This window comes from Pedobacter nutrimenti, from assembly GCF_032678445.1.
Classification (GTDB): Bacteria; Bacteroidota; Bacteroidia; order Sphingobacteriales; family Sphingobacteriaceae; genus Pedobacter; species Pedobacter nutrimenti_A.
On sequence record NZ_JAVTSQ010000008.1, the window covers coordinates 315693 to 333439 of the forward strand.

Annotated in this window: 22 protein-coding genes; 13 read left to right on the forward strand and 9 right to left on the reverse strand. The window is 37.9% G+C overall.

The genetic code is table 11. The features are described 5' to 3' along the window. The first annotated feature begins 3 nt into the window (after nt 1–3). From R2S08_RS16390 to R2S08_RS16400, 3 genes are all read left to right on the forward strand, one after another. Nucleotides 4–1299 (forward strand): DUF4833 domain-containing protein, encoded by a 1296-nt coding sequence (locus tag R2S08_RS16390; RefSeq protein WP_316836162.1) that lies wholly within the window; start codon nt 4–6, stop codon nt 1297–1299. Between the two features lie 93 nt (nt 1300–1392). Further along, entirely contained in the window at nt 1393–2022 is a 630-nt protein-coding gene (locus tag R2S08_RS16395; RefSeq protein ID WP_316836163.1) for a sterol desaturase family protein, read from the forward strand. Beyond that, nucleotides 2015–2953 (forward strand): phosphatase PAP2 family protein, encoded by a 939-nt coding sequence (locus tag R2S08_RS16400; RefSeq protein WP_316836164.1) that lies wholly within the window; start codon nt 2015–2017, stop codon nt 2951–2953. The genes R2S08_RS16395 and R2S08_RS16400 overlap by 8 nt, the downstream gene beginning before the upstream one ends. 9 nt (nt 2954–2962) lie before the next feature. On the opposite strand, the gene R2S08_RS16405 is transcribed toward R2S08_RS16400, so the two are convergent. After that, a complete protein-coding gene (locus R2S08_RS16405; protein WP_316836165.1) occupies nt 2963–3181 on the reverse strand; it encodes a hypothetical protein in 219 nt (72 codons plus the stop codon). A gap of 117 nt (nt 3182–3298) precedes the next feature. Between R2S08_RS16405 and xseA the strand changes: the two genes are divergently transcribed. The 3 genes from xseA (at nt 3299) to R2S08_RS16420 (ending at nt 5415) form a co-directional block, all read left to right on the forward strand. Further along, entirely contained in the window at nt 3299–4618 is a 1320-nt protein-coding gene (gene xseA / locus R2S08_RS16410; protein ID WP_410479529.1) for an exodeoxyribonuclease VII large subunit, read from the forward strand. Next, complete coding sequence (gene xseB, locus R2S08_RS16415) at nt 4618–4821, forward strand: exodeoxyribonuclease VII small subunit (protein WP_316836167.1); 204 nt, start codon at nt 4618–4620, stop codon at nt 4819–4821. The genes xseA and xseB overlap by 1 nt, the downstream gene beginning before the upstream one ends. Nucleotides 4822–4950: 129 nt before the next feature. Continuing rightward, complete coding sequence (locus R2S08_RS16420) at nt 4951–5415, forward strand: tetratricopeptide repeat protein (RefSeq protein ID WP_316836168.1); 465 nt, start codon at nt 4951–4953, stop codon at nt 5413–5415. On the opposite strand, the gene R2S08_RS16425 is transcribed toward R2S08_RS16420, so the two are convergent. Genes R2S08_RS16425 through R2S08_RS16435 form a run of 3 tightly spaced genes read right to left on the reverse strand, consistent with a single transcriptional unit; the run spans nt 5410 to nt 7138 of the window. Next, nucleotides 5410–5775: a PleD family two-component system response regulator gene (locus R2S08_RS16425; protein ID WP_133779498.1), complete on the reverse strand. Its 366-nt coding sequence runs from the start codon at nt 5773–5775 to the stop codon at nt 5410–5412. The genes R2S08_RS16420 and R2S08_RS16425 overlap by 6 nt on opposite strands. Before the next feature lie 51 nt (nt 5776–5826). Further along, complete coding sequence (locus tag R2S08_RS16430; RefSeq protein ID WP_133779497.1) at nt 5827–6264, reverse strand: DUF983 domain-containing protein; 438 nt, start codon at nt 6262–6264, stop codon at nt 5827–5829. Further along, the gene (locus R2S08_RS16435) at nt 6251–7138 is read right to left on the reverse strand and encodes an AraC family transcriptional regulator (protein ID WP_316836169.1); all 888 of its coding nucleotides are present in this window, start codon (nt 7136–7138) and stop codon (nt 6251–6253) included. The genes R2S08_RS16430 and R2S08_RS16435 overlap by 14 nt, the downstream gene beginning before the upstream one ends. 432 nt (nt 7139–7570) lie before the next feature. Between R2S08_RS16435 and R2S08_RS16440 the strand changes: the two genes are divergently transcribed. From R2S08_RS16440 to R2S08_RS16450, 3 genes are all read left to right on the forward strand, one after another. Continuing rightward, on the forward strand, nt 7571–8260 hold the full coding sequence (locus tag R2S08_RS16440) for a VIT1/CCC1 transporter family protein (RefSeq protein ID WP_316836170.1): 690 nt from the start codon (nt 7571–7573) through the stop codon (nt 8258–8260). A gap of 61 nt (nt 8261–8321) precedes the next feature. Beyond that, nucleotides 8322–8930, forward strand: coding sequence for a Crp/Fnr family transcriptional regulator (locus R2S08_RS16445; protein ID WP_316836171.1), 609 nt, complete (start codon nt 8322–8324; stop codon nt 8928–8930). An 86-nt stretch (nt 8931–9016) separates the two neighbouring features. After that, the gene (locus R2S08_RS16450; RefSeq protein WP_316836172.1) at nt 9017–9811 is read left to right on the forward strand and encodes a sterol desaturase family protein; all 795 of its coding nucleotides are present in this window, start codon (nt 9017–9019) and stop codon (nt 9809–9811) included. Nucleotides 9812–9829: 18 nt separating this feature from the next. Here the strand turns inward: R2S08_RS16450 and R2S08_RS16455 are convergent, their stop codons facing one another. Both R2S08_RS16455 and R2S08_RS16460 read right to left on the reverse strand, forming a co-directional pair. Continuing rightward, nucleotides 9830–10039: a YtxH domain-containing protein gene (locus R2S08_RS16455; RefSeq protein WP_133779492.1), complete on the reverse strand. Its 210-nt coding sequence runs from the start codon at nt 10037–10039 to the stop codon at nt 9830–9832. Nucleotides 10040–10097: 58 nt separating this feature from the next. Next, a complete protein-coding gene (locus R2S08_RS16460; protein WP_133779491.1) occupies nt 10098–10412 on the reverse strand; it encodes a helix-turn-helix domain-containing protein in 315 nt (104 codons plus the stop codon). Between the two features lie 157 nt (nt 10413–10569). Between R2S08_RS16460 and R2S08_RS16465 the strand changes: the two genes are divergently transcribed. Further along, nucleotides 10570–10713 (forward strand): hypothetical protein, encoded by a 144-nt coding sequence (locus tag R2S08_RS16465; RefSeq protein WP_316836174.1) that lies wholly within the window; start codon nt 10570–10572, stop codon nt 10711–10713. An 11-nt stretch (nt 10714–10724) separates the two neighbouring features. On the opposite strand, the gene R2S08_RS16470 is transcribed toward R2S08_RS16465, so the two are convergent. Then, the gene (locus R2S08_RS16470; RefSeq protein ID WP_316836175.1) at nt 10725–11420 is read right to left on the reverse strand and encodes a rhomboid family intramembrane serine protease; all 696 of its coding nucleotides are present in this window, start codon (nt 11418–11420) and stop codon (nt 10725–10727) included. 239 nt (nt 11421–11659) lie between these two features. Between R2S08_RS16470 and R2S08_RS16475 the strand changes: the two genes are divergently transcribed. Both R2S08_RS16475 and R2S08_RS16480 read left to right on the forward strand, forming a co-directional pair. Next, complete coding sequence (locus R2S08_RS16475; RefSeq protein ID WP_316836176.1) at nt 11660–12025, forward strand: hypothetical protein; 366 nt, start codon at nt 11660–11662, stop codon at nt 12023–12025. Between the two features lie 476 nt (nt 12026–12501). Further along, nucleotides 12502–13239: a LuxR C-terminal-related transcriptional regulator gene (locus R2S08_RS16480; RefSeq protein WP_316836177.1), complete on the forward strand. Its 738-nt coding sequence runs from the start codon at nt 12502–12504 to the stop codon at nt 13237–13239. On the opposite strand, the gene R2S08_RS16485 is transcribed toward R2S08_RS16480, so the two are convergent. Further along, complete coding sequence (locus R2S08_RS16485; protein WP_316836178.1) at nt 13236–14288, reverse strand: ATP-binding protein; 1053 nt, start codon at nt 14286–14288, stop codon at nt 13236–13238. The two genes, R2S08_RS16480 and R2S08_RS16485, sit on opposite strands and share 4 nt — an antisense overlap. Nucleotides 14289–14428: 140 nt before the next feature. Further along, nucleotides 14429–16852 (reverse strand): TonB-dependent receptor domain-containing protein, encoded by a 2424-nt coding sequence (locus R2S08_RS16490; protein ID WP_316836179.1) that lies wholly within the window; start codon nt 16850–16852, stop codon nt 14429–14431. An 83-nt stretch (nt 16853–16935) separates the two neighbouring features. On the opposite strand from R2S08_RS16490, the gene R2S08_RS16495 reads away from it, so the two are divergent. Next, on the forward strand, nt 16936–17724 hold the full coding sequence (locus R2S08_RS16495; protein ID WP_316836180.1) for a phosphatase PAP2 family protein: 789 nt from the start codon (nt 16936–16938) through the stop codon (nt 17722–17724). Nucleotides 17725–17747 lie beyond the last annotated feature (23 nt).

Below are 17747 nucleotides of genomic sequence, written 5' to 3' on the forward strand. Positions count from 1 at the left end.
TAAATGGCTGCTATAACATTAAGAGATCGTCTTCAACAGGGAATTTATGTGGTCATAAATCCTTTTGTGAAAGGTCTGATACGCATCGGGCTGACGCCTAATGCGGTTACAACAATTGGCTTAATACTCAATATTGGTGTTGCCGTGATATTTATTTTTGGTGCTGAAAGAAGCAACCGTGGTGACCTTTCCTTTGTTGGATGGGGTGGGGCACTTGTACTTTTTGCTGGTTTATTTGACATGCTTGATGGTCAGGTAGCCAGACTTGGTAATATGAGTTCTACTTTTGGTGCTTTGTACGACTCCGTTCTGGACCGTTATAGCGAATTAATTATGTTTCTGGGAATTTGCTATTACCTGGTTTCTCATCATTATTTTTTAAGCTCGTTGTTTGCTTTTATCGCTTTAATGGGGTCTATGATGGTCAGTTATACCCGGGCGAGGGCTGAGGGGTTGGGCGTTGAGTGTAAAGGTGGTTTGATGCAAAGACCCGAACGGGTAATTACGATTGGTGTAGTGGCGATTGCTTGTGGAATTACCGGACATTTTATTGGTGGTGATTATAAGATCTATGTACCTGGAATACCTTTCCATGTTTTTGAGACCATGTCTATTTTTACTATCCCTATTACGATTATGGCGTTTATGACCAATATTACTGCTGTGAACCGCTTAAGGGAGGCCAAAAAAGCATTGAACCAGAAGGATGAGGAAAGACGTAATGCTTTTAAAGGTGGAAAAACACTTCTTATTGCGGGATTGTTAATTGCTTCTGCACTGGGCAGCAGTTCTGTTGCAATGGCACAAACAGATAAGAGTGATCCTTCACCTATTAAATTCCCTACTCCAAAGGGTATCTCTAATCAGCTGTTTTATCTGCAGCGTGATCCAAATACCAATACCATCGTATGTGAATTGAATGTAGATGCTAAAGGTCAGTTGATTAAGGATGATCCTATTAAGGTTTACTGGGTTCGTTACCAGGATAATGGGGAGAAAAAGGATTTAAATTACATTCAGCGTAAATTTGCTTATGGTATCCATGTAGAAGCCATAGGGAATGATGAATATAAGCTTAACTTTGTTTCTTATAAGAAATTTCCGATGTATCTGATGAAATCGGCGGAGGATAAAAAATATCATGTCTATGTAACGGCGAATAATAAGAAGATACAATTAGAAAGGATCTTTGTCCGGATAGATGGAGGTAGTTTCTGGGTGCCAAATGTGAAGTATGTAGAGTTGAAAGGTACAAATCCTTCAAATGATGCACCTATAACGGAGCGAATTAAAGTTTAAATATATAAGATGAAAATCGTATGGTGCGTTAATTTCTGATCAGGAAAGGGACGATCATTTTATGGTTTCATCGCGATTAAAAATAATATCCTTATGAAAAAGAATTTTGTTTCGAACTCGTCTGAGTCTATCAGGATGTTCAAAAGCGGGTTTTTAGAAAGTTTATCGAAAGTTAGTTTTTATGTGCCACTTATTGTATATGTACCAGTAATAATATATTTATGTTGGAAATCCTTATTTGAACTTCAGATGGGGTGGCTGAATTTTGTTGGATACCTTTTGTTTGGCTTGTTTGTCTGGACATTTACAGAGTATATACTTCATCGGTTTGTATTCCATTTTTATCCTACATCTGAATGGGGAAAGAAAATACATTTTATTTTTCATGGCGTGCATCATGATTATCCTAATGATGCAAAGCGGCTGGTAATGCCCCCTTCAGCAAGTATACCTCTGGCGCTGGCGTTCTATTATTTGTTTTTATATATCTTGCCTGCCGGAACAAATAACGCGTTTTTTATTGGTTTTATTGGGGGATATCTGGTTTATGATATGACACATTATGCGCTTCACCATGCAAATTTTAAGAATGGGTTCTGGAAAAAGTTGAAACAGCACCATATGCTGCATCATTATTCTGATTCAACAAAGGGGTATGGTGTGAGCTCTGATATTTGGGATAGGGTATTGGGATCCAATTTTTTAAAGAAAAAGGATGCCTAAAGATTTACCTGTTAAGCTGCCACTTTTTACAAGTAAGAATATCATCAGGACTTCACTGATCTCTATTGCGTATTTATTACTCTCCAGTTTTTTGATCGGATTTAAATCGAATCAGATCATTCTTGTTCTGATCTTTAATGTGTGCTTTTATGCTTCCATGGTAACCAGGAAGTTTATTCTGGGCTTTTCTATATTTATTGTGTATTGGATTCTTTTCGATTATATGAAAGCTTTTCCAAACTACCTTTACCATAGTGTAAGTATAGAGCATCTTTATCATTTGGAAAAAAGCATATTTGGAATTCACTTTAATGGAAAGGTAGTTACTCCAAATGAATACTGGCTGTTGAATAGCAGGCCTGTAATGGATGTGATTGGCGGCTTTTTTTACCTGATGTGGATTCCGGTCCCTCTGGCCTTTGCAGCTTATTTATTTTTCAGGGACAGAAAGCAATTCCTGTTGTTTTCTCTGACCTTTGTTCTGGTCAATCTTTTGGGTTTCGTCATCTATTACCTTTATCCTGCAGCTCCGCCCTGGTACGTGCAGCTGCACGGTTTCAAATTTATAGCTCATACTCCGGGAAACACAGCAGGACTGGCCAGATTTGATAAATTTTTTAATGCAGCAATCTTTAAGTCCATCTATAGTAATGGCTCTAATGTATTTGCAGCAATGCCTTCCCTGCATTCTTCCTATCCGGTGATTGTATTATATTACGGGTTGAAAAACCGACTTGGACTGATGAATATCCTGTTTGCCATTGTAATGCTTGGTATATGGTTTACAGCGGTCTATACCAGTCATCATTATGTTCTTGATGTTCTTGCTGGTATACTTTGTGCAGCAACGGGAATAACACTTTTTAATTGGTTGTTGCGCCATACAAAACTCAGAATATGGATAGACCAGATGTGTCTGAGAATTGCTTAATACGGGAGATTAAATATGCTCCACATGGTCTTCAAAATCTTCGGCGTTTTCTGATCTGAATCTGTTGTGTATAGAGTTGTTGGCCATTTCAAAGGCTTTATTTGAAGAATCAGGTCGTATGTCTGGCTGTAGGTTTGGTCTTCGGTTGAATTTAATCAGTAGCCCTAATGCAGTTCCTGCAGAAAGGCCGATCAGCAATGCTATTAATACGTTTGAATTTTTATTCATAGAAGATCATTTATTGGCTTATTAACCTTGCTGGGGCTTAATTTGTTTTAGAATGATTAACTTTAAAAATTAAATCTAAAAATATTGGTTGCCAGTGCTCCATTAAAATTATCAGAATTGACGCGTCAGATCCAGCAGGTTCTTGATGGTGTTTTTAATGGGCAGACTTTTTGGGTAATTGCTGATGTAAGTAATTATACTTTTAAGGCAGATTCAAATTATCACTATTTTGAACTGGTGGAGAAAGATAAAACTTCTTCAAAGCTGATCAGCAAAATGATAGCCCGGGCCTGGGGAAATGCTTCCGTTAATATTTCAAATTTTGAACGTGTAACAGGGCAGAAATTTAAGAGCGATATAAATGTTCTGGTCCAGGTTACGGTACAATATAGCCCTGCTTTTGGACTGCAGTTGAATTTAGTAGATATTGATACGAATTTTACTTTAGGACAATTTGAGCAGCAGCGAAAAGCTACACTGGAGCGGCTCTTAAAGGAAAACCCAGAGTTTATTAAAAAAACAGGGGATATTTACCAAACCAGAAATAGTACGCTGAAGTTTAACCGGGTACTTCAGTATATTGCAGTGGTGTCTTCTGATACTTCTGCTGGTTATCAGGATTTCAGGCATACCCTGGAAAATAACCCGTTTCAGTATGCTTTCCGCATTGACAATTACTTTACTAAAGTACAAGGTGAATCTAATGCTAAACCCTTTTTAACGAGATTAATCGAGATTTTCAATTCTGGAAATGCGTATGATGCTGTAGTTATTATCAGAGGGGGAGGATCGCAGACAGATTTTTTAATCTTTGATAATTACGAGTTAAGCAGGGCTATTGCGAAATTTCCTGTGCCTGTGATTACAGGAATTGGTCATCAGAAAAATGAAACCATAGTGGATCTGATGGCTCATACCTCGACAAAAACACCGACCAAGGCGGCTGAACTTATCCTCGCACACAATAGAAATTTTGAAGATAGCCTGCTAAATCTGAAGAACCGTATCTTAATTAATACACAACAGTTGCTTTCTCTGCATTCGAACGCCTTGTCGGGTACCAGATCCTATATCATAAGGGATGTGATCTCTTTATTGAATGAACATCGTCAGCGTGTATATGCTTTAAGCTCGATGATCGTCGGACAACCCAGGTATATGATCGGTAACAGAAGGAAAGATCTGAACAACATGATCAATACGATCAAGCTGTATAACCGGATGTATTTATCGAATAAAAATGGACATCTGGAGCACTATCTGGCTGTAGTTAAACTGATGAGTCCTCAGAATATATTGAATAAAGGTTTTGCTATTGTAAAATTGAACAATCACATCATCAGCAAAGCAGATGATATACTGCCGGGGCAAGAACTCACGGTTCAGTTGGCCAGTACAGAAATTCATACTATAGTTAAATCAAAAGAAGAAATATAATGGAAGAAAATCTTACTTATGAAGCAGCCTATCAGGAGCTGGCGGAGATTGCACAGGAGATTGAGACGGAATCCGTTTCTGTAGATGTACTTGCACAAAAGGTAAAAAGGGCTTCGGATCTCATCTCATTTTGTCAGGGTAAGCTGCGTTCTACTGAGGAGGAGGTTACGAAAATCATTAAACAAATGGATAATCAATCGTAAAGACTTTAGTCTTGAATTTTTTTTGCTGTCATTAAAACATTACAACGCGTAACTTGTTGTGTGTAAAATAATTAATATGCTTTCGCGTTAAGGTCTCTGGACCTGCCTTTGTACCTAAAACCAATTGTTATGGCAAATGTAATGACGAATAAGCCAAAAGATGTTTTGCAAGAGGAACTGACCTCTGCGCAGCAAATTCAGATTGATCAATATGCTGGTAAAGGAAACGATGAAATGGACAATGAAAACTACGTGCATGCCATTGGGTGGTTTAATAAAGCACTGGATGTTATCCCTGTACCACAGGAGAACTGGGAGGCCACGGGTTGGCTGAGTGCTGCCGTAGGCGATGCCTATTTCAATTTAGGGAACTACGATAAAGCAATCCGTTATTTTGAAAAGTCCAAATCGGTTTATGGAGAGGAAGAGCACAATCCTTTTGTATTATTAAGACTGGGGCAGTGTTATTTTCATTTGAGTAGGGAAGAGCAGGCAAAAGAGTGTTTACTGGGAGCTTACATGCTGGAAGGGAAAGAATTATTTGATGATGAAAAGGTGTATTTTGATTTTCTTTGCAGCAAGGTGCTTTTATGAGCTCAATTGAAAATATACCTTATCTAAGACGTCGCCAATATTAAAAGGCTTTGCAATGATATCGTTAGGGCCAAATTGTTGATTTAAAGTATCTCCCAGTTCATTTATACCAGAGATAAGAATAATTGGAATATGCATCAATTCCTCGTTGCATTTAATCTGCCTGCATATTTCCCTGCCATCAGTATCACCCAGGAGAATATCCATTAAGATCAAATCCGGCTTTTCCTTTCTGATCACCTGAAGGGCCTGGTTGCCGCTGGCAATGGTAACCAGGTCCCAGTCTGCATAGTCCAGAACGTCACTGAGTGCATTGAGGGTTTCCTGGTCATCGTCAAAAACCAATATTTTTTTGTTCATAAAACTAATATACGATGATGTAACTAATTTTATAACAAAAAGTTACAATCTTTAGTGCTGGGTATTTTTCTCTATTCCCCGTTCCGGTTCGTAATGAAGTCCTGGAGATAACCAATATAATAGGATCATTCTCGAATATCTGTAATTGAAGGGAGAGAATAGAAATACAGCAATCAGCAATATACCTGCAAAATACCAAAGGTTTTCATAAACCAGCTCGAGGCCAAGTATATAGGCAGCAACGCTTATGGAAACCATCTCAGCAACATTCATAGCATAACTCACGAACATAGAAACGTAGAAATAACCAGGTTCACGTTCAAATCTCAGCCCGCAGTGAGGGCAGTTTTCATTCATCTTTTGAACCTTGAAACCGTAGGTTGGACCAACAAATACTTTTCCAACTCTGCAGCGTGGGCATTTTGAATGACTAAAAGCATGCCATTGAGAAATATGGGGTACTGCGCTCGTGTTTTTATTGTTTTCCATTTTGTTGTGTATTATGTTTTCTGAATTTTTCTGGTGTTGTTTCTTCATACTTTTTGAAGAATTTAATAAAATAGGATTGGTCACCAAAGTTTAAACGTTCAGCGATTTCAGCGACGCTAAGGTCGAGATTGATCAATAAGCGTTTGGCTTCTAAAATTACCCTTTCCCGGATGAGTTCTCCTGAAGATTTACCCAACAAATCATTGCAAAGCGCATTGAGGTGATTTGGTGTAATATACAATAGCTCTGCATATTGTTTTGGGAATTTTAATTGGGCATAATTTACTTCAATCAGACTTTGAAAATTCTTTAACAAGGTATGGCTGTAAGAATTTAAATGTGTTTCTCCAGATCGTTGTTTCGTTCTGGCTGTATAGATAAAGAGCTGCAGAAGCATAGTTCTGACCAGATCATCTTCAAAAGATCTGCTGGAAATCCCTTCTTTTAATATCTCTTCGAATAGGTAAACTAATTTCGCCCCCGTTTCATTTTCAATTTCAATAACCTGTTGTTCCGGGATTCCGCTGAAAAATTCAAAGTTGTCGAGATAACCTGAATTGATTAAAAGCGAACCAAAGTAGTCTTTTGAAAAATTAATAATATAGCCGTCCGGTTCTGTTTCGAAGTCCCAGCTGTGCACCTGGCCAGGGATCATAAAATAAATGAGTTGTGGTTTTACATCAAATTTTTTAAAATCAATATATTGTTTGCCTGTTCCCTTTGTAAAGTAGACCAAATGATAAAAGGAATGCCTGTGTGCCGAGTGCAGGTGCTGGTGATTTTTAGAATAGTAACCAAATCTGCCCACAAATATCCCTTTGTTTTTGTACTCCTCGAAGGTGCTGATGTCGTAAACAGGGATATTCGATTTCATACACCAAAGGTAGCCAATAAGAAGTGACTGTAAAAGGTAATAAATGAAGTTTAAATAGTACTTTTTACTGATCGGGCTGCTTTTATGATAAGTTTTTGGCGTTAAAACTGCATAATATTAATCTTCAGATTGTATTTTTCATCAGTATATAATTAATAATTCTTTGTGTATTGTTTTCATTTGTATTAATGAACTCGTAAACTCGGTTTGTTTTTTAATGGAGATGAAGCTATCATGAGCATATTCATTGCTTGTTTGCGAGCGTTTGCTCATGATGGTTTCATTAGTATATAATTAATTTTAAAGCTTATGAAGCTATCATATCTGCTGTGCATATTCTGCTTCCAATAGAAGCAGAATATTTGGAATTGATCTTTGTCTGTACTGTCTTAATATTTTGTACATTGATAACTATATCAGACCTTTGAAATTATGGAACACCAGGAGAAGCATCTTAAAAGTTCTGACTTTATAACAGATATCGTAATTGGTATTAGTGACGGACTTACTGTGCCGTTTGCACTGGCAGCAGGCTTGAGCAGTGCCGTGAGTAGTAATAACATCATTACTACGGCAGGTATTGCAGAAATTATAGCTGGTAGCATTGCAATGGGACTTGGTGGCTATCTTGCCGGGAAAACAGAGTCAGAGCATTATCAATCTGAACTCTCCAGGGAATATGCCGAAGTAGAGCGAATTCCGGAGGAAGAAAAAAAGGAAATAAAGGAGATTTTTTCAGCCTATGGTTTTTCGGAGGAAGCACAGAATTTGCTCGCTGATGAACTTTCGAAGGATAAAGATAAATGGGTGCAGTTTATGATGAAGTATGAACTGGGACTGGAGGAACCTGATCCGAACCGTGCCAGAAACAGTGCTGCAACTATAGGGTTGTCTTATGCCTTAGGTGGGTTGATTCCATTGCTTCCCTATTTTTTCACCTCGACGCCTCTGGAAGGTTTAAAGTATTCATCTGTTTTAGGGCTTGTAAGCTTATTTCTGTTTGGCTTTTTTAAAAGTAAAGTAACTGGACAACCTCTTTTGAAAGGGGCGTTAAAAGTTATGATTATTGGAGCCCTGGCAGCCAGTGCAGCTTTTGGGGTTGCAAAATTATTTAGTTCTTAGGAAGAACTCCAGAATTGTTTATTTTATTTAACATTGCAGATACAAGCCTGGACTGTAAATTATGCTGGAGGAAAATAAAGTTAACCATTACCTGGATTTTTTTGACCTGGCTCCCGAAGAGCTGATGTCGTTATTTAGTCTGGCCAAAGAGAGAGTACTTAAAGAGGGGGATGTATATGTGAAGGAGGGGAGTACCACTGGTAAATTGGCCTATATCAAGAGTGGACTGATCCGTTGTTTTCTTTTAAAGGAGAATGGAGAGGAAACGACAGTTTTACTGCGTTGGGAAGACCAGTTTTTTACAGCCTACGACACCGTTCTTTTTAATCAGGCTTCCCGGTTTACCTATCAAGCAATGGAGCATACTGTTTTGCTGGAAGCCGATTACCAGGTATTTATGGATTTTTTAAACAAGAATTCCAAGTTTAGCAAGGCAAAAGATTATTTTTTGATCTCTATGCTTGCTGAAATGATGGAACGTGTAGAATCGTTTGTCCTGCTCAATCCGGAGGAACGGTATTTACGTTTGCTTAAAGATAAACCTAATATTGTGCAGCGCTGTCCAGACAAATATATTGCTACCTTGCTTGGAATTACCCCGGTATCTTTAAGCAGGATCAGAAAAAGGCTTGCGAATTCGTCTGTTGCAGTGCCTCAAAAAATGAAATAAAATCAAAAGGCCCGACATTAATTAACCTTTGTTAATTCAGGCCGGGCTCCCGATGAACTAATTTTGAGTGTTTAAAAAGAAACACTATGGAACAGTTTATCGAAATATCAGCTAAATTATTTGCCATCTCGGCAGTTCGTTATTTTGTCCTTGCGGGCATACCATTTTTCCTTTTTTATAAATTGCTGCATTCAAAATTCAGTAAGTCAAAGATCCAGGGCCGGCTGGCTTCGAAAAAGGATTTTATAAGGGAGGTCTTCTATTCAATGCTCAGTACCGTCATCATGTCGGTGATCGCTTTTGCTGTATTGTTTACTCCTCTCAAAGGATATACATTGATATATACAGATATAAATTCATTTGGTTTGTGGTATATCGGTGTAAGTGTGTTCCTTGCCCTGGTTATACATGATACCTATTTTTATTGGATGCACCGGTTGCTCCATCATCCCAAGATATTCAGGTACACCCATCTTGTTCATCACAAATCGGTAAACCCCTCACCATGGGCATCTTATTCCTTTCATTTTTTTGAAGCCATTACCGAAGGACTTGTACTTGTAGTAATTGCTATGGTGTTGCCTATGCATCCAATATCTATAACATCATTTGTTATTGTGGCCTTTATGATTAACGTTTATGGGCATTTGGGCTATGAGATCATGCCAAAATGGTTCAGACATTCCTGGCTGTTTGAAGTCAGCAATTCATCTGTTTATCATAACTTACATCACAGCAAGTTTAAAGGAAATTACGGTTTATATTTCCGTGTTTGGGACAGGATGATGAAAACGGAACATCCGGATTACGTGAAAGAATATGATCGTATACAAGCCCGGAGATTTGGAATTCAGGAAGAAAAAGAAAGAATCGCTGCTTAAGGCGATTCTTTCTTTTAATTATTTGGGTTTGACTTCTGCATATTCGTCTGCAAGGTCATTATATTTTCTTTCTATATCCCGCTTGAAGTCTTTGGCTTTGTCCATCCATTCAGGCGTTTTGTCTTTAAATTCGTCAACGAGTGATCTGCCTGTTTCATCTTTTTTGGTGATGTATTTATAGGCGCCATAGATTGCTGCACCAATAATTGCTGTTCTGAAAAGTCCCATAGCTCTGTTTTTTCTCTTTTAACAAATGGCGGTTACAAATTGTTCTGAACATTGTTAATTATTGTTCTTTTTGTTGCATTTGCCTGATCCGTCTTTTGACAAGCCATCCATACCATATTTCTTTTAGTTTGACCACCAGAGGTTTCAGTAGGTATTCTCCTTCAAAGGTACCACTTGCCATGGCTTCGGGCAGAAGATTGTAAATAGAGATTCCAAGGAACGCCGCAATGGAGTATAAATGGCTAACTTTAACTTCTGTTTCACCACGTTCTATTTTTGAATAAGCCGCTTGGGACATGCCTATGGCATAGGCTACCGCATATTGAGAAATTTTCTTCATTTCCCTTTGCTCACGTATCTTTTCACCAATCATTTTAATCAATTTAGCTTATTACCTGCAAATTAATTATTTTTTTATTACAACCACAAGTTATACGATATAACTTGTAGTTGTTGTCTCATTATGAGTATGTTACGAGATTCGTTTCAATCTTGAATGTTCAAGAGATACAAATCAAATTAAACTTAAAATGAAAGATTTAACTCAAGAAGAAATTATTGAAATTGAAGGTGGAAAAGAAAAAGAAAGAGACTCTCTTGAAACAGCAGTTGATTATGTGAGCGGGGTTGTAGGTGGAATTGCTGGTGCAATAGCCGGGTGGTTTGGGAACTGAAAAAAGATTATTTACCATCTACTCTTAAGGTGGTAAATAATCTCTGTAATTAGAGTAGGACGAAATACAATGGCCAGTAAACTCCCTATAATCAGCCCAAAAAAATGAGCTTTATGATTACTTTTTGAATTCTTTCTATAGATGAGCATCAGACAAATAAAAATGATTAAAAAGGCTAAAAAAATCTCATAACCATAATATAGAGGAATAAATTTATGTTTTCTTTTCAAATGGTCAAGCGGTAGATAAAGAATTGAAAAAGCTGTAAGCGCAAATGCTATTCCTGAGGCGCCGATGGTGGTGTGAGATACATCTTTTCTATAAATCCATCCAGTAACTAAATTTATAGAGACAGTACCAAATGCCAGAATAAAAAACCATATAAGTTTTATTTGAACCTGGCTATAGTTCTTTTCCAATATGATATATTCAATGTCTTTCGACATGATATAGAGCAAATAAATGTTAAATAATAAATGCATCCAATTCTTATGCAGGAAAACGGAGGTAAATAGCGTATGAAGACGATTTCCTTTAAAAACCTCGAAAGGGTGATAAACCAGTTTATTATATAGCGGTTTATAATAAAATCCTACAATACTTAACAAAATAATTAAGCCTGAAAACACATAGGTTAAAGGCATCTCTATAAATGGTGGAAACATCAGGATAAAAGTAATAAACTTCTTGCTTTGATATCTGCTCATTTTTTTGTTTCCTGTTATTTTTAAATACAACCACAGGTTGTTGTGGTTCTGCCTTAACCAAAGGAACTTTACGATATCGCAGAACTGTTATTAATGCGGTTTATTATTGAACATCAATACATACAATAAATAAAAGTGTTTGACTGGCATGCTCTCGAACCCTCCCTTCCTAACCGTACACGAAAGTGTACGGGGGAGCGGTGTTTTGTAGAGCGTATTTACAATTAAAGGGTTTAAATATGAGGATTTTAGAAGGTAGCGAGATTTTGATTATGTTTTCCACGGGAGAATACAGTTTATTGCATTCAAGACTGAGAGGTGTAAGCATTTCTAAAAAGGAGGAACAAGTTACAATAGATTTGTTTATTGATCTTTTGTATTCTAAGTATGAGCAGCAGATGAGCTTGAGATTTATTGATGTGTCAGATTATTCCCTGAACGAGGATAACTGGACAAATTTCCCATCAATAGAAAAGTATAAGTTCTATAAAAACTATAATGAATTCTATATCAGCTTGAATCCCGAAGTAACTTTTGCAGGTTCCATTGCGACAGATCAGGAATATATCCGAAGTAAAAATGTCAAAGCAACATTAATGAAATGACTACTTTTCCTTACATAAGGGTTGTTGGACTTTTTCTAAATAAAAAAGCCGCTGTTCATTTGAATCAGCGGCTTTTGTTTCACATCGGTAAATGTAGAGAGCATCAACTATAAATGGTACGCACCAAATAACTTAATAAGGTCCATTGGAGATTTTAAATGCCTGATAAAAACAAAGCATGAACAGGGCCAGAGCGACTAACTTCAGAACAATAAGAAGGTAATGGGTTTTATCTGATTTATTCATTCTTATAAATTGCATATTTATTCTATTTTGGGGTTAATTAAATCAATTTTTAAATACGATCTGACGTTTGTTATGGAAATCAGTTCTATTTTATTTAAACTTGTGTCAAAGTTACATTCGGAGAGGACGTCCATCAACTGAGAAAATACACAGGCAGTTTGATTTGCTTTTCCGGTGAATGCAGTTATAGGCCTATTCTGAGAAATAAGACCTATTTAAATTAAGATACAATGAACTCGAAAAAGAATTTTGGGGATTACTCCAAAAATTTTATATCTGATGTCCCTGCTGACCAGAAAAGTGATGAAGCGCAATACTTCAATCAAACCATTCCGAGGTTCCCTGAAGAAGCAATTTATATTTATTCCTTTAAACTGAATAAAATGGTATATGCCAGTGGCTGGGAAGAAGTGGTTGGTTACAAAGATGATGAAATTAACATGCTGGCTATTGTAAATATGTCGGCGCCTGAATTTGCACCTTTTTCTCATGACCTGAATGATAAAGCCTTAAAATTTATCCATAACAAAACAAAGGATCTGGAAAAATATAGTTTTACTATTGAGCTTAAAAAGATTCATAAAAATGGCACAATGGTACCAATTGTAGCGAGGGTGGGGGTATATAGTTCTGAAAATGGTAAAGTTACGGCAATCATTGGCCGGTTTCAGATCAATAGAAATTTGATTTTTGGAAAAGTAATGCGCTATGCTGCCTTTGGGCCAGAAAAGGAAAAATTTGAGGAAGAGCTTAATAAAATCCTGTTTTCCCACCTGGCTATTTCCGACAAGGAGAAAGAAGCACTTGCGTTGGTGGCCAAAGGATATTCTTTCAAGGAAATTGCCCATGAATTGAATGTATCACATTCGGCTATTGAGAAGAGGATCATCCCGCTATACAAGCGTTTTAATGTAAAGAGCCTGACTCATCTGGTTAGTTTCTCTTATGACAATTCGATCCTGCCTTAGGCGGCAGGATCAAGGTTTATGGTGATGATATTTGATCGTTCAATGCCGATCTGCTGTAATAAATCCTGCCATTTCTCTTCCAGTAACGTAGTTGGATCATCACTACCCATTACCCAGATGATATTTTTGTCTTTAATGTGTTTGATATTGTCCGGCCCGCAATCTACATTGTTTAATAATTCATAAAACAAATGGGTACTGATAATATCTCCCTTTACCGGCCTTCCTGGATTGATGTCGTCGATGACCAGTAAATTGCAATTGCGCCAGTTCCATAAATTATTCATGTTTTCGACTTGATTTTCTGATCGTTCAAAGAACATACTTAATAATTTGACTGCAGTGACATAGCTGCAGCATCCACTTCGGATGGAGGCTTCTGTTGCAATTCCAACTGATAGCGTGGTTTTACCACTTCCTTTTGAACCAAAAATGAGCATGTGTTTACCCTGGTCCCTGTTGTCCAGAAACTCAATGACAGACTGTTTGTGCTCGTCTTTTATTTTCTGGCTCCATTGACTTAAGCGCAGTTGGAATGGATACTCTGCATTTTGGATGTACATTTTTGTTGTATACCAGTAGTAAGCAGGATAAGCCACCAACACCACGAGTAGTAATGCTGCAAGCAGCATCTGACCATGATAATGGCAAAACAGGCTTCCCGTTAAGGCTCCAATTCCGAAATAGGTTAAGTCTGTAACCGTATCAAAAGCAACATTAGACCAGGCAGGAGCAAAGGTATAATTTATGTTTTTAAGTGAGCTGCGTCCGGAAGGAAGTTTGAGAAGTAGGGGGCCAAGAAAATTATACAGTTCAAAAAGTATCCAGGCACCCCAAATGCCAAAGGCTGCCCACAATTCAGGATAGTGAAGCCCAGGCTTATTTCTAATAAAGGTAAATACTATAATGGTTGGAATAAAGCCGAGGGAAAAATGCCCAAATTGATTGGCCAGCCAAGAGTAAGTTAGTGTAACACCACGGTAAGAATCTTTGCCTATTAAATCTTTTTTAAGCTGGTCTATTATAGCCTTTCTGGTAATAAAATTCATGAATTTTGATAAAAAATTTCTTAAAAATAGCAGTTTAAAAGTAAATTCATAAGATTATTTATTCTATTCTTTTTGGCTTCCTCTAATTTTTATATTTGGTATAATTTCTCGTCGAATGTAATACTTTAAATGATTAAAGATTACTGAACCGAATTATCAAACTGAAGGTCTTTTCTCTTTTTTACGACACCAAAGTTATAGCTAAGGCCAAGGTAAACGATGCGTGAGTTATTTTTGGTGAGAATATGCTGGGTCAATAGTGGACTTTGCAGCTCGGCTTCCTGTCGGATGGAGCGAAATATATCTGACACCGTTATATAAACAGATGCTTTTTTATTTAAAATGTCTTGCCTTGCACCGCAATTCATAACAAAGCTGGGGAGGTATTTACCCTGAGGAGTTAATCTGGCTGATTTATAAATGGAATTGACCTGGAGCGAGGTTCCTTTCGTAATTGCATAGGTTGCATTCAGATTTGCAGACCAGGTAATTGTCGATTTTTTTGAGCTGTAGCCAAGGTTAGAAGCATCGATAGTACTGTAAAATATATTTGGGGTGAAGCTTAAACTTAATTGATCACCTACGGTACCTGATACCACAACGTCGGCACCAAAGGCCTGGTCGTTGGCCAGATTTTGCTGTCTGGTGACCAGGACTGAATCGTTCAGGGCTTCGGTAATTGCGGTAAAACGATTGTACGTATAGCGGTAATAGATTCCGGGAAGTACACTGATGCCGCCTTTTCTCCATTGGTAAGCCAGTTCCACAGAATGAATAATCTCAGGGAGCAAGTAGGGGTTACCAACTTTTACATTTGTTGGGTCCTGATATTCTGGAAATGGATTCAGGTCATCAGCTTCAGGCCTGCGAACCCTTCTGCTGTAATTAAGTTGTAACTCTTTGTTTTCTGCAAACTTGTAACCAAGGTGGAGACTTGGATACAGCTTAAAATAGCTGTTCGGAACAGAAATTCCAGTTGTAATGAGTCTGGAATCCAGGGTGGAATATTCACCCCTTAAACCGAGCATCAGGCTGATTTTTTTATAGACTGTGGAGAATGTGCTGTATAATGCCTGCACGTTTTCGTTATAGATAAAATGATTTGTCTTGGCTATATCCGTAACAAACATCTGTTTATTAGGATCAAAAGCTGCACCATAAAAATCCATATCCTGTTTGTTGAACTGGCCATCATAACCAGCTTCAAATTTTCCTTCCTTGCCTATCTGAGTTTCATATCCCAGGTTAGCGTGCCGGTTGTCTGCAGTTTGTTTAATCAGGGTATTGTCCAGTTGGCCTGGAATGTTGGGGAACCGGTAAGTATTGGTGTAATGGTTGTCTTCCACTTCTGGCTTATGATCGAGATTAAGTTCCAGGCGTAATTTTCGATCTGGTCTGTTAAAGAGATGTTCAAAATACGCAGCAGTACCGGAAGAGGATTCACGTTCATAATTTTCTCTTTTTCTATCATAATCCTGATTTCCATTCTCAGCGCTTTGCACTGTTTTGGTTACCAGATCGTGTTTGTGCATATTTCTCAAATAATAGTTCACAGAAACACCAAAATTGTTCTTATCATCCAATGTATAATCAAAGCCCAGTGTAGCCAGGTTAGAAAAGGGACGTGCACGTGCAAGGGTATAGTCATGATAGTTATTTACGGATCCAGTCTTTGGGTCAGTTTGCATGCGGTCGTTCTGGATGGTTCGTACTCTGTCGTCTTGTTTCAGGCTGTAACTTCCAAATAGGTTAAGGCTTCCTGTATTGTAATTCAGGGCTGTGCTGGCGTTGTACCGTTCTCTGTTTCCTGCATTTACAGTGACATTCCCGTTGAGCCCTCTTTTTGTGTTTTTTTTCAGTACAATATTGATGATTCCTCCAGTGCCGTCGGGTTTGTATTTTGCTGAAGGATTGGTAATCACCTCAATTCTTTCAATACTATTCGCCGGTAATTGCTGTAGTGCCGCTGCTGCGTTACTTCCAGACATCAGCGGTGATACCTTACCATTGATCAAAATCATAGCCGAGGAGTTCCTTAGACTGACATTACCATCAATATCCACTTGTACGAGTGGTACATTTTGAAGTACTTCGCTTGCCGAGCCTGATTTGGCAGTAAGATCCATATCTACATGGTAGATTTTTCTATCTATTGCATTGCTGAACAGCGCTTTTTTTGAGCTGATCTCCACTTCATTTAACTGTTTACCTGAACCATTCATTTGCAAATTTAGATCTGCGGTAAGGTGAGTGGCGCCTAGAATAAACATATTTGATTTAGTATCGCTATAACCAATATAGGTACACAAAATATAATATGTGCCAAAAGGTATATTGGCTAGAATAAATTTACCTTTCTTATCAGTCACCTCATGTGCCACGACTTTATTGTCCTTTGTGTTCTTTAAAATGATATTAACAAATTCCAAAGGTTGTTTAGAGGCAAGGTCTGTTAGGGTTCCCGTAGCTTTTGCTTCGGTTTGGGCCTGGGCTATAAATGGGCAGAGTAGTACAGATAAAAGGAGATAGGTAAGGAAAATTCGCATCAGCTGTTTTTTCTGCATAAATAAGATTGAATTCTGTAGTTATTTTGAAGATTGACTAAATATTGTTTACCTTGAAAGTTTACCACAGTACCTATTCATCTATGTCAAAAAACTACCTTACTTTTCTCATTAGTTTGATTCTGTTTTTAAATTTGCCGGAGCAAGGCTTTACACAAGTCAAGGATTCTATATTAATTGATAGTATTTCTTCCAAACAGTTCCGGAGTTCGTTGCCTAACCGAAAGCATTTTAAAAGCTTCATTCCGGGAATTGCCGCCACAGGTTATGGTCTGATTGCCTTAACAGGTGGACCACTTAAAAATTTTGATCATTATATAGAGGAGAAAAGAAATGAGCGCAGGCCAAATTTCAGTACCCACGCGGATGATTATCTAAGATATGTTCCCTTTGTAGCTTTATACGGATTAGAGGCCCTGGGTGTTAAAGGCAAACACCGTATTGCTGATAAAACAGGTTTGATGCTTCTTTCGGGTGTTTTGGTTATAGGGTCGGTAAGCATAGTGAAAAAAGCAACAGATAAAGAACGGCCGGATCATTCAGATTTTGTTTCTTTCCCCTCAGGTCATGCTGCAATTGCATTTGCAGGTGCAGAGCTGATCAATCAGGAGTATGGTGATATCTCTCCGTGGTATAGTGTCGCTGGCTATACGGTTGCTTCGGCGACGGCTGTTTTAAGAGTTTACAATAATGCACATTGGTTTAGTGATGTTGTTGCTGGAGCAGGCATAGGAATTTTATCAACTAAAGTGGCTTACCTGGTTTATCCGCCATTGAAACGATTACTTACCGGGCAAAAGAATCTGCGTCTTAGCGCAGCACCATTTTATCAGAACCACGCTGCAGGTTTGTCCATTGCGGGAAAATTTTAAATCCAATAACCAACTACAGAATT

What these genes read in the sequence shown, in the direction of transcription:
- R2S08_RS16405 (WP_316836165.1), bottom strand. Translation starts at nt 3,181, where the DNA reads ATGAATAAAAATTCAAACGTATTAATAGCATTGCTGATCGGCCTTTCT.
- R2S08_RS16425 (WP_133779498.1), bottom strand. Translation starts at nt 5,775, where the DNA reads ATGAACAAAAAAATATTGGTTTTTGACGATGACCAGGAAACCCTCAAT.
- R2S08_RS16465 (WP_316836174.1), top strand. Translation starts at nt 10,570, where the DNA reads ATGAAAGATTTAACTCAAGAAGAAATTATTGAAATTGAAGGTGGAAAA.
- R2S08_RS16400 (WP_316836164.1), top strand. Translation starts at nt 2,015, where the DNA reads ATGCCTAAAGATTTACCTGTTAAGCTGCCACTTTTTACAAGTAAGAAT.
- R2S08_RS16395 (WP_316836163.1), top strand. Translation starts at nt 1,393, where the DNA reads ATGAAAAAGAATTTTGTTTCGAACTCGTCTGAGTCTATCAGGATGTTC.
- R2S08_RS16470 (WP_316836175.1), bottom strand. Translation starts at nt 11,420, where the DNA reads ATGAGCAGATATCAAAGCAAGAAGTTTATTACTTTTATCCTGATGTTT.
- R2S08_RS16475 (WP_316836176.1), top strand. Translation starts at nt 11,660, where the DNA reads ATGAGGATTTTAGAAGGTAGCGAGATTTTGATTATGTTTTCCACGGGA.
- R2S08_RS16485 (WP_316836178.1), bottom strand. Translation starts at nt 14,288, where the DNA reads ATGAATTTTATTACCAGAAAGGCTATAATAGACCAGCTTAAAAAAGAT.
- R2S08_RS16495 (WP_316836180.1), top strand. Translation starts at nt 16,936, where the DNA reads ATGTCAAAAAACTACCTTACTTTTCTCATTAGTTTGATTCTGTTTTTA.
- xseB (WP_316836167.1), top strand. Translation starts at nt 4,618, where the DNA reads ATGGAAGAAAATCTTACTTATGAAGCAGCCTATCAGGAGCTGGCGGAG.
- R2S08_RS16460 (WP_133779491.1), bottom strand. Translation starts at nt 10,412, where the DNA reads ATGATTGGTGAAAAGATACGTGAGCAAAGGGAAATGAAGAAAATTTCT.
- R2S08_RS16435 (WP_316836169.1), bottom strand. Translation starts at nt 7,138, where the DNA reads ATGAAATCGAATATCCCTGTTTACGACATCAGCACCTTCGAGGAGTAC.
- R2S08_RS16390 (WP_316836162.1), top strand. Translation starts at nt 4, where the DNA reads ATGGCTGCTATAACATTAAGAGATCGTCTTCAACAGGGAATTTATGTG.
- R2S08_RS16480 (WP_316836177.1), top strand. Translation starts at nt 12,502, where the DNA reads ATGAACTCGAAAAAGAATTTTGGGGATTACTCCAAAAATTTTATATCT.
- R2S08_RS16420 (WP_316836168.1), top strand. Translation starts at nt 4,951, where the DNA reads ATGGCAAATGTAATGACGAATAAGCCAAAAGATGTTTTGCAAGAGGAA.
- R2S08_RS16440 (WP_316836170.1), top strand. Translation starts at nt 7,571, where the DNA reads ATGGAACACCAGGAGAAGCATCTTAAAAGTTCTGACTTTATAACAGAT.
- R2S08_RS16430 (WP_133779497.1), bottom strand. Translation starts at nt 6,264, where the DNA reads ATGGAAAACAATAAAAACACGAGCGCAGTACCCCATATTTCTCAATGG.
- R2S08_RS16450 (WP_316836172.1), top strand. Translation starts at nt 9,017, where the DNA reads ATGGAACAGTTTATCGAAATATCAGCTAAATTATTTGCCATCTCGGCA.
- R2S08_RS16490 (WP_316836179.1), bottom strand. Translation starts at nt 16,852, where the DNA reads ATGCAGAAAAAACAGCTGATGCGAATTTTCCTTACCTATCTCCTTTTA.
- R2S08_RS16455 (WP_133779492.1), bottom strand. Translation starts at nt 10,039, where the DNA reads ATGGGACTTTTCAGAACAGCAATTATTGGTGCAGCAATCTATGGCGCC.
- R2S08_RS16445 (WP_316836171.1), top strand. Translation starts at nt 8,322, where the DNA reads ATGCTGGAGGAAAATAAAGTTAACCATTACCTGGATTTTTTTGACCTG.